Origin of the sequence: Chitinophaga filiformis (assembly GCF_900102545.1) — a bacterium.
In the GTDB taxonomy this organism is placed as follows: domain Bacteria; phylum Bacteroidota; class Bacteroidia; order Chitinophagales; family Chitinophagaceae; genus Chitinophaga; species Chitinophaga filiformis.
Window position 1 is genome coordinate 822,863 of record NZ_FNBN01000001.1, and the last position, 12,186, is coordinate 835,048.

The 12,186-nt window shown below is 45.6% G+C and carries 13 protein-coding genes; 8 read left to right on the top strand and 5 right to left on the bottom strand.

Going from position 1 to position 12,186, the window contains the following annotated elements; all coding sequences use genetic code 11:
• Positions 1-27 precede the first annotated feature (27 nt).
• The 3 genes from BLR32_RS03365 to BLR32_RS03375 all read left to right on the top strand — a co-directional run bounded on the left by BLR32_RS03365 (position 28) and on the right by BLR32_RS03375 (position 4,856).
• Positions 28-1,734: a peptide MFS transporter gene (locus BLR32_RS03365; protein WP_089828818.1), complete on the top strand. Its 1,707-nt coding sequence runs from the start codon at positions 28-30 to the stop codon at positions 1,732-1,734.
• Between the two features lie 456 nt (positions 1,735-2,190).
• Positions 2,191-4,236, top strand: a complete 2,046-nt coding sequence (locus BLR32_RS03370; RefSeq protein WP_089828819.1) for an OPT family oligopeptide transporter — start codon at positions 2,191-2,193, stop codon at positions 4,234-4,236.
• Positions 4,237-4,358: 122 nt separating this feature from the next.
• Complete coding sequence (locus BLR32_RS03375) at positions 4,359-4,856, top strand: hypothetical protein (protein ID WP_089828820.1); 498 nt, start codon at positions 4,359-4,361, stop codon at positions 4,854-4,856.
• Here the strand turns inward: BLR32_RS03375 and BLR32_RS03380 are convergent.
• From BLR32_RS03380 to BLR32_RS03390, 3 genes are all read right to left on the bottom strand, one after another.
• Complete coding sequence (locus BLR32_RS03380) at positions 4,853-6,061, bottom strand: DUF1501 domain-containing protein (RefSeq protein WP_089828821.1); 1,209 nt, start codon at positions 6,059-6,061, stop codon at positions 4,853-4,855. The two genes, BLR32_RS03375 and BLR32_RS03380, sit on opposite strands and share 4 nt — an antisense overlap.
• A 25-nt stretch (positions 6,062-6,086) precedes the next feature.
• Entirely contained in the window at positions 6,087-7,526 is a 1,440-nt protein-coding gene (locus BLR32_RS03385) for a DUF1800 domain-containing protein (RefSeq protein ID WP_245705342.1), read from the bottom strand.
• A gap of 256 nt (positions 7,527-7,782) precedes the next feature.
• Positions 7,783-8,988, bottom strand: a complete 1,206-nt coding sequence (locus tag BLR32_RS03390) for a molybdopterin molybdotransferase MoeA (RefSeq protein WP_089828823.1) — start codon at positions 8,986-8,988, stop codon at positions 7,783-7,785.
• A 43-nt stretch (positions 8,989-9,031) separates the two neighbouring features.
• Between BLR32_RS03390 and moaC the strand changes: the two genes are divergently transcribed.
• Positions 9,032-9,514 (top strand): cyclic pyranopterin monophosphate synthase MoaC, encoded by a 483-nt coding sequence (gene moaC, locus BLR32_RS03395; RefSeq protein WP_089828824.1) that lies wholly within the window; start codon positions 9,032-9,034, stop codon positions 9,512-9,514.
• A gap of 10 nt (positions 9,515-9,524) precedes the next feature.
• Positions 9,525-10,109 carry a molybdenum cofactor guanylyltransferase gene (gene mobA / locus BLR32_RS03400; RefSeq protein WP_089828825.1) on the top strand — a complete coding sequence of 195 codons (585 nt, stop codon included), beginning with the start codon at positions 9,525-9,527 and terminating at the stop codon, positions 10,107-10,109.
• A gap of 53 nt (positions 10,110-10,162) precedes the next feature.
• Here mobA and BLR32_RS03405 read toward each other — a convergent pair whose 3' ends face one another.
• Positions 10,163-10,579 carry a molybdopterin synthase catalytic subunit gene (locus BLR32_RS03405; RefSeq protein ID WP_089828826.1) on the bottom strand — a complete coding sequence of 139 codons (417 nt, stop codon included), beginning with the start codon at positions 10,577-10,579 and terminating at the stop codon, positions 10,163-10,165.
• A 98-nt stretch (positions 10,580-10,677) separates the two neighbouring features.
• Here BLR32_RS03405 and BLR32_RS03410 point away from each other — a divergent pair, with 98 nt between their 5' ends.
• Together BLR32_RS03410 and BLR32_RS03415 are read left to right on the top strand one after the other, a co-directional pair.
• Entirely contained in the window at positions 10,678-10,866 is a 189-nt protein-coding gene (locus tag BLR32_RS03410; RefSeq protein WP_089828827.1) for a hypothetical protein, read from the top strand.
• A gap of 61 nt (positions 10,867-10,927) precedes the next feature.
• Entirely contained in the window at positions 10,928-11,317 is a 390-nt protein-coding gene (locus tag BLR32_RS03415) for a hypothetical protein (protein WP_089828828.1), read from the top strand.
• A 2-nt stretch (positions 11,318-11,319) separates the two neighbouring features.
• Here BLR32_RS03415 and BLR32_RS03420 read toward each other — a convergent pair whose 3' ends face one another.
• Complete coding sequence (locus BLR32_RS03420; protein WP_089828829.1) at positions 11,320-11,550, bottom strand: MoaD/ThiS family protein; 231 nt, start codon at positions 11,548-11,550, stop codon at positions 11,320-11,322.
• Positions 11,551-11,626: 76 nt separating this feature from the next.
• On the opposite strand from BLR32_RS03420, the gene BLR32_RS03425 reads away from it, so the two are divergent.
• Positions 11,627-11,995: a DUF7009 family protein gene (locus BLR32_RS03425; protein ID WP_089828830.1), complete on the top strand. Its 369-nt coding sequence runs from the start codon at positions 11,627-11,629 to the stop codon at positions 11,993-11,995.
• Positions 11,996-12,186: the final 191 nt, after the last annotated feature.

Here is a 12,186-nt window from a genome sequence, read left to right on the forward strand (position 1 = left end):
ACAAACAACAAACTAAACAGATCTACTATGACTCAAACTGCTGTTGAGCAGCCTGTAATCACGCCCGCCCCCAGGGGTAAAGGGCACCACAAAGGATTGTACGTACTCTTTTTTACTGAAATGTGGGAACGTTTCGGCTATTACCTGATGATCGGCATTTTTTTCCTCTACCTCGTTGATCCATCTTCCAACGGCGGTAAAGGGTTTGACACCACCAAAGCAGCGGACCTTGTCGGTTCTTACATCGCATTAGTTTACTTATCTCCTTTCATCGGCGGCCTGCTGGCCGACCGTTATCTCGGCTACCGCAGGGCGGTAATACTGGGAGGCTTCCTCCTGGCAGCCGGTTACTTCTCTCTTGCCGCCCCCGGCGATATGGCCATGTACTGCGGCCTCGGCCTGATCATTATCGGTAACGGGTTTTTCAAACCCAATATCGGTACCATCCTTGGTAACATTTACAACCGGCCAGACCTCGCGCCCAAAAAAGACGTGGCTTACAACATCTTTTACATGGGTGTGAACATCGGCGCCTTCATCTGCAACTTCGTGGCTGCCTACCTGCGTAACCACTATGGCTGGGGACATGCCTTCGCCGCTGCTGGTATAGGAATGCTGGTAGGCCTGGTTATTTTCGCATCCAACCTGAAGAAGATTGCGGAAGGAGATGTGCGGAAACCAGCCTCCCCGGATGAAATGTCTACCGCCAAGATCCTGGGCAGCGCATTACTACCGGCTATTGTCGCAGCTGTGATCGGTTATTTTATCAGCAGTCCACGCTTATTAGGTCACACACTGTTCGGTACGCAATCAAATGATGCCTTCCTGTTTGCCTGTGTACCTATCGTTATCTTTTACATCCGCCTGTATACTACTTCAAAACAGCAGGAAGATAAACGCGGCCTGGGAGCCCTGCTGGCCTTTTTCGCAGTGGCTATCATATTCTGGGTAATCTATAACCAGAACAGTACCGGCCTCACCATCTGGGCTGACCAGTATACTGACCGCCAGATGTCTCCGGCTATGGAAAAAGCAGCGCAGCCTTTCGGTATGCTACAGACGGTAACTACCGAGCCGCATAAAGTAACGCAGATAGATGATCATTTCCGTGCTATCAAGGACGCCAATGGCAATACCATCGAAGTAATGGGCGCTGATCCTTACTTCCAGAACCTGCCCAAGGAAAGATGGCCACAGGACGGCAAGTTGAGACTCCTCTCCACTGAGATCTTCCAGTCTATCAATCCATTCTTTATCGTAGCATTCAGTCTTATCGTAATAGGCATATTCGGCTGGCTTGCCAAGCGCGGCAAGGAACCTAATACGCCTGTAAAGGTCGCTATCGGTATCTTCCTGGCAGCGGGTTCATCCCTGCTGATGGTGGTAGCCGCCTCAATGACCAATGTGTATATAGATAAGAGCTCTATGGCCTGGCTCTTTGGCACCTATGCGGTATTTACCGTTGGTGAGATCCTGGTAAGCCCGATCGGGTTGTCCATGGTATCCAAACTGTCTCCTCCCCGTGTAACAGCCCTTATGATGGGTGGCTGGTACCTGGTGAACGCCATTGCCGGTAAAGTAGCCGGTCTGATGGCCACCTTCTGGGACAATTTCACCAACAAAACAAGCTACTTCCTGATCCTTGTGATCTCAGCCGGTATTGCCGGCGTAGTGATGCTGATACTCAGCAAGTGGATCGCCAGAGTCGTTAAGGAGAAAACGGGCTCTATTTAAGCCTTTCCTGTTAGTTTATTGCAAAACGGTGCAGCCTCCCGGTTGCACCGTTTTTTTATTGCCTGAAAAAGCATCTCACAGGACTCAATACCCATGCGTGTTCGGTGTGATCTCTATATCTCCATATCGCTATACCGTCATCTCCATATCACTTTACCGGCATATATATATCGATTCGATATAGAGATGACGGTGAAATGATATGGAAATGACGGTATAGCGATATGGAAGAAACGGTAAAAGAAGCCGCACTGTTGCCTCTCAGTATAACACTTAAACTATAAATAAGTGATTATCAATAAGAAAAAGGGCATTTTCACAGCCGATGACAGAGAGGTACAAATAGACGATAGCACTGTTTACCGCTTGTGTAAATATGCTAAGTCCTGACTCTAAAAGGGATTTTTCTCTTATATTGCCTCTTAATCAACAAAAATCTACACTTCAAACCTATTTATGGCAGATAAATTCAAGCCTTTTGTTGCACCCGAGGTGCATATGAAGGAGTTTACGCTGAAGTCCATCGTACTGGGCTGTATATTCGGGATTATCTTTGGAGCCGCCACCGTATACCTGGCATTAAGAGCAGGCCTGACCGTTTCCGCCTCTATCCCTATTGCGGTAATTGCCATTACCCTCGGCCGGAAATTCTTTAAAACCACTATTCTCGAAAACAACATCATCCAGACCACCGGATCAGCCGGTGAATCCATTGCTGCCGGAGTCGTATTCACCCTGCCAGGTTTCCTGTTCCTGTCAGACGGCGGAGGTGCGCAGTTCTTCAATTATCTGACCATTCTGACCCTGGCTATCTTCGGAGGCATCCTGGGAACCCTGATGATGATCCCGCTACGCCGGTCACTGATCGTAAAAGAGCATGAAACCCTCCCATATCCTGAGGGTACCGCTTGTGGCGACGTACTGATAGCTGGTGAGAAAGGGGGTGATTTCGCGAAAACGGCTTTCTACGGCCTGGGTTTCGCTGTTGCTTATGCTTTTCTGCAAAAAGTACTGCATGTCATTGCGGAGACGCCCTCTTACATGACACAGCAGTATAATAAATATTTCTCCTCTGCCCGTGTAAGTGCCGATATCACTCCTGAGTATATGGGTGTGGGCTATATCATCGGTCCCCGCATTGCAGGTGTACTGGTAGCAGGTGGTGTGCTGTCATGGCTGGTGTTAATACCATTGCTGTCATTCCTGGTGCCTCCTGACGCGATTGCTGCTCAGCTGGTGAAACTGGGCTACCTGGCCAATATCAGCACGCCAGGCGGTAAAGGCGACTGGAATCCTACCACACATACCTTTGGCGACTTCTCCGCTGCTGTGTACGTTGCTTACGTACGACAGATAGGCGCCGGAGCGGTGGCTGCAGGTGGTTTCATCACACTTATTAAAACAATCCCTACTATCATATCTTCCTTTAAAGGCAGCATTGGTTCCCTGAAGAAAGACAATGTAGAAGGAGAAGCTACTACCGGAAATGTACCACGTACTGAAAGAGATCTTAATATCAAGATCGTATTGTTCGGTAGCATTGCGCTGATCGTGCTGATGGCATTCCTGCCACAGTTACCTGGCGATTCTATTGGTAAGAAACTGCTGGTAGGTTTGCTGGTAGTTATCTTCGGCGCCTTCTTCGTAACAGTGTCCAGCCGTATTGTGGGCCTGATCGGATCTTCCAACAATCCTATTTCCGGTATGACCATTGCCACCCTGATGGGTACCTGCCTGGTGTTTATTGCAGTAGGCTGGAGTGGTAAAGTATATGAGCCGATGGCCCTGGTAGTAGGTGGTATGATCTGTATTGCGGCAGCAAATGCCGGTGGTACTTCACAGGATCTGAAATCAGGTTATATCGTGGGTGCTACCCCCATGTATCAACAGTTATCTCTCTTCATAGGTGCGATCGTTTCTTCTATTGTGATCGGTCTGACCGTAAAGTTCCTGGATAAGCCTACTGCTGCTATGATCGCTAACGGCGTAACTGACCACGCAATAGGCAGTATCTATTATCCGGCGCCACAGGGCACCCTGATGGCTACGCTGGCTAAAGGTATCCTGTCTTACAACCTTGACTGGCAATTTGTACTGGCAGGTGTTTTCCTGGCTATCACGATGGAACTCTGCGGTATCAAATCATTGTCTTTTGCAGTAGGTGCTTACCTGCCACTGTCTACTACGCTGCCTATCTTCATTGGTGGTGCTATCCGCGGCCTGGTAGATCAGAAACGTAAGAAGCAGAATGTACACTTGTCAGCCGAGGAAGAAGAGCTTGGTAAAGGCAACCTCTTCGCTACCGGTCTTGTAGCAGGCGGTGCTGTAGCAGGTGTAATTATCGCTATATTGGCTGGTTTTGACAGCACATCTAATGCATTAGCTGCTGTAAATATGGAGCATTCACTGGCTGGTATATTTGGTCACGGTGGATATTACATCCTGGGTACCGCATTGTTTGCCTTTATGGGCTGGGTGTTGTACAGGATAGCAAACAAATAAGAGTTAATATTAAAAGATAAAGGCTCAGGATTCAATGAATTCCTGAGCCTTTATCTTTTCCTTATTTCCGTTTGCAATTAACTGCTTATTATTGCGTTATAACAAAAAACCCCTTGTTGTTTATGCGCGTAACCTTAACCATACTTTGTGCCGTACTGGTCTTTTCATCCTGCGAAAAAGATCAGCAAAATGAAGTAGCCCGCAAATTCATTTCGTTTGATCTTGACAGTATAATAGTGGTTGCTGAAAATCCTGCTGCTGTTATTTCAACAGCAAATCTTACTGATACAGATCCCAATAATGATATTGACAAACTAACTATTACCGCCACCGGCATCAATGATGAACAAGTCAATATCACACTGCTGGGAAGTACTGAAGGCCTGACAAAAGGCTCCTTTTACTCACAGGATGGCAATTCGATGTCCGTGTATTATCCGAACGTGAACCTTTCCCAGATAGCCAATCAGCGCGTTGGCACTTTGACATTTTCAATTACCAATGTAAAGGATAGCCTGATCGAAGGTTCATTTACAGGTACGCTTGTTGACACCACCGGTGCATTGACTACCAGAAATGCCACTTATGGCTTTGTAAGGGCTATCGTCAGAAGTAATTAAACAAATGACATGTGATCATACTGTCTTTTAAGGATGGCAGCGTCGTCAGCCTCCAGCCACTTTTTCAATAGTGTGGCATACACGCTCTTGAAATCTACTTTGTGCTGCAGGTCTCCTTCATTCAGATTCTCCAGGTCGGGCGCTTCATTCAGTAGTCCCTGCTGTTTCAGTCCACCACTTATCATGAACATATTATTGGCGGTACCATGGTCGGTGCCACCTCCTGCATTCTGTTCTACACGGCGACCGAATTCAGAGAATGTAACGATCACTACATCCTGAAAACGGTTGTTATTCTTCAACTCCTTGGATAAAGCAGTAATGGCTTCATCCAGGCGTTGCAACTGTGTTTGCTGCGCCGCCAGCTGATTCACATGCGTATCAAAAGCGCCATGGGATACATAGTATACTTTTGTATTGATGTCAGACATGATGAGTCTTGCAATGGTCTGCATGTTCTTTCCCAAATCTGTTGAAGGGAAGATCTCTTTTGTCTTATACGCTTTGAATTGTTCTTTGATATAAGACGCAGATGAAACAGTTGCGCTCATGGTTTTATACAGATAATCCACTGGCTGATGATCATCTTCATTAGTATGTGATTCCTTTTGCAACAATTCCCTGAACATCCTGTCGTTGGCCGCCGCCTGCAACTTATCAGGATCTTTAACAGCAAGGCCTTTCTGCAAATCACCTTTCATTGCGAGGCTTAAGGTATCATCAATCTCCAGCGCCTGTACCGGCTTATCACACCCTTTACATTGTGCATCCAGGAATCTTCCTATCCAGCCATCAGTCCAGTTCTCAGAAGATGTACTGGCAGACTGCCAGATATCCATAGAGCGGAAATGTGACCTATCCGGATTAGGATAACCAACGCTGTTCAGTATCGCCAGCGATCCTTCATCATACAGGCTTTTCAGGCCTTTTAATGCAGGGTGTAATCCCATTTCATCCGTGAGGGATAAGGCATCTGTACGCTGAATCCCGAGCGTAGGGCGATTGCGGTAATAAATATCATTCCGGTAAGGGATCACTGTATTCAGTCCGTCATTACCTCCTGAGAGCTGCACTACCACCAATACTTTATTGCCGGCAGGCACCAGGTTATCTCTTTCCAGTGCTTTCAGGAATTTCGGCATCATCAGTGAAGCTGAGGCTAATGATCCTACCTGTAAGAAACGTCGTCTGTTTAAGATCAGCATAAACTTGATTTTTTAAGTGGATACATTAGCACAACTGATACTCGGGTGTGCTCATTACTGCTATTGCTACTGTTTTGATATAATTTTCACGGGAAGAAACATCTGCATAGTTTTCCAGCAGTTGTTTGTTCACGTTCTTATTGCTTTGTAAAAGAGAACCGGCAATAGTATCTGCCAGTTTTTCCCGGGGTATTTTCTCATAGTCCTTCAGAAAAACATCCCAGTGAATCACTCCCCTGATCTTCCTGGCATATTGCCTTTTCACTGATTCATTCAACTCCATGGTTGTCTTATAGCTGCCCATACCCATTTCAGGAGTGATCTCTTTGGGTGTGATGTTGAACTCCTTTTCATACAATATCATCTTCGGTAACTGCATGCGGTACATCAGGCTGGAACTGTCTATCCAGTTACGGCCGCCAGGCCAGCCGGCCACATTGGGCGGATAAAAAAGCACTTGTCCCAATACCTGCTGGAATGACAACATCACTTCTTCTCTTTCAAAGTTAACAGGAACGGTTCTACGCAATCCCACCAGTAATTCCACGGGTGATTTTATACGCTTACCAATCAGCTGCTGATCATAGAACCAGTCTGCATTAAAGATATGCTGCATCAGTGCTCCGATATCATAATCTGATGCGTAGAACTTTTCTGACAGTGTATTTATTCTTGCTTCGTCAGGTGTTTCATCTACAAAATACCGGTATACTTTTGCAGTGATGTATTTGGCTGTTTCCTTGTGTTCCAGTAATATTTTCAGCACATCATCTCCTGTGAAGTTGCCACTTTTACCAAGTACTGTTTTCTCTCCGTTATCATGTCGTTTGTCTCTGAATATGAAGTTGCCTTCATTATCGTATGCCCATCCGGTAAAGGCTCTGGCAGCTTCTTTAATATCAGTTTCGGTATAATGACCGCGGCCCATCGTGAACAGTTCCATCACTTCTCGGGCAAAGTTTTCATTCGGATGTGCTTTATAATTCTGCTGGTTGTTCAGGAACTGGAGCATAGCGGGCGACTTAGACACAGCAGTCAGCAGTGTGCCAAAATTACCCAATGCGTTCTCGCGTATTATCTGTAGTAATTGCTGGCTGAATAATACGTTCTGTGTACGGCAGGCAAAATGTCCATGCCAGAACAGGGCCATCTTTTCGCGCAATGGGTGCTGGCTTTGCACCATTTCGTATATCCATGAAAGGTTAAGGTCTTTGATACCTTGCCTGTTCATTTTAGCCAGTTCCTTTTTTTCCTCCGGCGACATGTCTTTGGTGCGTTCAGGGAGGTCTGTTTCGTCCATTACTTTCAAGGGGGTCTGGGTATCCTTATCAGGGCCGGTCAGGATCTTACTGATCACCTGTCGCCGTTTTTTGTGGGTCCAGTCTTCTATAACGGGTAGTGAAGCGCCAAAACCGGCCCTCCACGCAAGGTGTTGCATTTGTAGCTTTTCGGGAACAGCTGCCATATAGGATGAGATTTCGGGTTTGACATCGGTGAACGGAGAAAGTTTAATGACGGATGCGAGATTTAATATGATGAAATTGTTACGGAGTATAGATATCTGATTATAAAATGCACAATCATAAACGGTCGGTTATTGATGTGTGATTATGGATGTGGGCGTATGGTTTGGATGTATTTCAGGCATTTTGTTCCCGGGGCTTTCAACCCCGGGCAACAACCGAGCGACTCTTAATGGAGCCGATCGAAACGAAAACGCGTCATCTGAACTTCCAGACAGGATAGCTGCTGCCTTTTTCGAATACACTCTTTTCCGGTGGTAATTCCAGGAAACCGTCAGCCTGCAGCAATGCAGCCAGATCGCCGGAACCGTGGTAAGGAGGCGGTAAGGCGACTAATTGTCCGTTAGCCACAGGATGCAGGCGAACAGGCAGGAAATAGGTCAACGGTGGCGCGAAATTGATGTCGCCCCCCAATACTGCATGAGGAACAGGAGGAGCGGTATACTGCAGGCAGGCGCGCAGCCAGGGCAGTACATAGCGATAGCAACACATAAAGCCTGACACCGGGTTACCAGGCAGGGCAAATACCACGGGCCCATTTTCAAACCGGCCAAACAGGAAAGGCTTACCCGGCCGCTGTTGTACTTTGTGGAAGATCTGCTGCATGCCCATCTGTTCCAGTACATGCGGCAGGTGGTCATATTTTCCGGCTGATACAGCGCCTGTACAGATCCAGACATCTGCATGCTTCAGTGACTCAAATAATTGCCGGATAGCGGCTTCGTTGTCATGTACGTGATAACATTCAGCATTAATACCCAGCTCTTTCAAAGCTGCCGCAAGACTGTAGGAATTGGAGATTCGGACCTGGTGTACGTCTGGCGTTTCAGTAACTGGCACTAGCTCATCGCCTGTAGCAATGACCGCAACCCTGGGCAAACGGCTTACGTTCACCAGCGCCTTACCTACAGATGCCAGGACACCAACTTCAGCAGCAGTTAACAGTGTGCCTGCCGGAATCACTAACTGGCCGGCCGCAGCATCCGAACCCTGCCGGTGAATATGCTGTCCTTTTTCAACACCGGCATTAATAGTAAAGCGTTTGAAACCCTCATGTTCTGTGGCTGTCAGGTGTTCATACTGTATCACAGTATCTGTCAGTTCAGGCATGATGGCGCCTGTCATTACTTCTATACAATTGGCAGTATTGGACAACTGTTTACGGGGCATGCCTGCGGCTTGCATATCTTCCACACCAAAAACGGTCTGTCCCTTTGCATAGCTCTCATAGTCTATCGCAATGCCGTCCATCATTACCCGGTCATATGGAGGAAAATCCCTATCAGACAGTACCGGTTCCCGCAGAATACGGCCGGTAACAGCGGTAAAGGGCAGTTGCTCTATTCCAAAATCCCGAACGGTATCCATTATAGCGGCATATGCGGTGGTTACATCTATCAGCATTCTTTTGGTTGTTTAGTGGCTTTAGTTGTAAATTTATTCCATTATGAGCAATGATTCAACTAAGCAGGGATTTTCACACCTCAATGCAGCTGATCAACCGGTAATGGTGGACGTGAGTGGGAAGGCAGAAACTACACGTGTGGCAGTAGCAGAAAGCAGGGTATTTCTACCGGAGATCGTAAGACAGCAATTCAGCGGAAAAGATATTCATACCGCAAAAGGTGCGGTATTCCAGACCGCCATACTTGCCGGCATCATGGCCGCAAAGAAGACGCCGGACCTGATACCACTTTGTCATACATTACTCCTGGATGGCTGCCAGGTGGAAATAGAACTGGAAGGTGAAGAAGCAGTAGTGCGTTGCACTATTAAGACCACCGGTAAAACAGGAGTGGAAATGGAAGCGCTTACAGGCGCCAGTGTAGCTGCGCTGACGATCTATGATATGTGTAAGGCATTTACACACGAAATGGTGATCAGACAGACACGTTTGCTAAGTAAAACAGGTGGTAAGAGGGATTTTTAAAAACAGTACGATGACAGCGCCATTAAAAGGACTCATACTCTGCGGCGGCCGCAGTACACGCATGCAACAGGATAAAAGCCTGATCGCCTATCACGGCATGCCGCAGTGGCAATATCTTTATCAGCTAGTACACAACATTACACCCGACGTATATCTTTCCTGCAGAGAAGAACAAAAACCAGCATTGAGTGATGATGTGCCTATGATCTTTGATAGCGTCGAAGGGAACGGACCATCTGTAGGATTGCTCAGTGCACATGCTGCTTTTCCGGATGCAGCGTGGCTGGTCCTGGCAGTAGATCTTCCATTGATCAGTGAACAGAGCCTCCGGTATCTTGTATCACAAAGACAGGTATTGAAAGATGCTACATCACTGATCAGTCCTGTCAATCATTTACCGGAACCGTTGATCGCAATATGGGAACCTTCAGGCTTGAAAAAGCTGCAACACAATTTTAATGAAGGGAAGAATTGTCCGCGTAAGACATTGCTGCAGTCTGATATTCTGCAGATAGAAAATCCATTCTCAGCAGAACAGTTTAATGCAAATACGCCGGAAGAAATGAAAGAAGCGGAAGAGCAGATAAAACATTAAGGCTAGTCCTGCATCAGGAATTAAGACATTCCTGATGCAGGGTCAGCTATTTTTTACGGATGTGCCGCCACCCATACTTCGCCATCTTCAAAGTATTCCTTTTTCCAGATAGGCACTGTCTCTTTTAATGTGTCAATTGCATATTCACATGCATCAAATGCTGCTGCACGATGTGGTGCTGCAACAGCAATAACAACCACTACTTCTCCCGGTTGTTTCTCACCAACAATGTGTAAGATCGCGATCCTCTTTACACCCATTTTTTCAATGGTATAATCTGCGATTTTTCCCATCTCGAGTAATGCCATCGGTTCATAACATTCGAAAAAAAGTTTGGTTACTTTTTTTTCTTTTGTAACGTTTCTTACATTTCCGGAGAAGACTACAACACCGCCACAGTCAGGCCCTTCAACGAAGTTGAGTGCTTGTTGAACGGTTACGTTGCTATCTATTTTTATTAGTTTGTTCATTGTAATATCAATAAGCGAATTTAGTTTTTTTGAAGGAAAATAATTTTTATAGATCAATGGAAATGATCTAATATTGGTGCCTTAAAACTTTGTTTGTCATGCATCCCATAGTAGAGAAAATCATCTTCGCCATTTGTATTAGTACGTTTCTGCTTCCCATTATTGACTTTATAAAATATGATGCGGAAGTAAGAAAAATGTACAGAGACCTACGCAAAGAGATGGATGAAGAATTCAGGAAGTTTGAGGCTGATCCTGAAAATTACACTTATACTCCAAAAGAGTAATCAGTCTTACCCAAAGGACAATCGTGCGCTTTATGTTTTGTTAACTAAAAATTTATAACCATTGACAGAGTTAGCTAGTTCAATTACCAGATTACGACGTGGCCAATACACCGACGTCATCGGCGCAGGTGGTGGTACAGCATTGTTAATGTTCGCAGAAAGACTGCCCGATACTTATTGGTTTAAGACGTATCTCATACTGGCCGCGCCATCACTTTCGGTCAGCTTTTCCAAAATCACTAACATCATATTAAGTGAATGCAATATTATCTATGACATGTTGCGTGAATCACAATATGAGAGAAGTATTTTGAGATCGCTCAAATTATTAAGGAAAAATCCTCTTGCTTCACAGGCGAGCATAGAGAAATTAGAGCAAGCCTATTTAGATGTTAGCATAAAATGCATAGAAAACAAGATCTTCAAATTAGACAAAATGAAAAGCGACTGATCTCACCCACCACTCACCGGTGGGATCACCGCAATTTCATCTCCTGGCTGCAACACATCCTCATCATTAGCATACACTTTATTTACCGCTATCATCAGGGAACGTAATTGTTCCAATGATGGATATTTTGTGTATAACCAGGTCCTGAGTGCCGCTACTGAAGTAATCCCCTCCGCCGTAATAACAGGTGCTCCTGCTATATCTTTCGCTATGCCGAATAGTAAAATGCGCATATCCCTTGTATGAAATTTAGATAAAGCTACGATAATGTAGTAATTTTAAACAAGTGATATATCAAATAACAGTAAGATGAAAATAAGGATCAGGGGTAACAGCATCCGCTACCGGCTGGATAAAAAAGACATTGAAGCACTCAAAGCTGATGGAAAAGTAGAAGAAAGTACTACTATCGGCGCAGGCAATCTTCATTTCTGTATCAAGGCTAAAGCTGGCAGTAATGCCCCTTTTATTAAACTGGAATCATCCGCAATACACCTTTCCTTTCCGAAAGAACAGGTGCAGGAGTGGACAGATACCGACCAGGTGGGCTTTTCTGCCGAAATCCCTAATGCTGACGGTTCTGTGCTAAGTATTCTCGTTGAGAAAGATTTTAAGTGCCTTACAGAGCGCGATGAAGATGATAGCAATGCATTTGACAATCCTGCAAGCAGCTGCTAATCATACATTTATCTTATAAGAACTCCTTATAGGGTGAGCGGAATCTCCTTTTAAACTTGAAAAGTTCAAGGTAGACACCATCTTTTCTGATAGGCTATAAAATATGACATATTCCTGACATACAACACATTACTGGCTGGTTTTTCCGCTTTGAATAAATCTTTTTCCCGATCCGAGTAAGTAAGCGGACA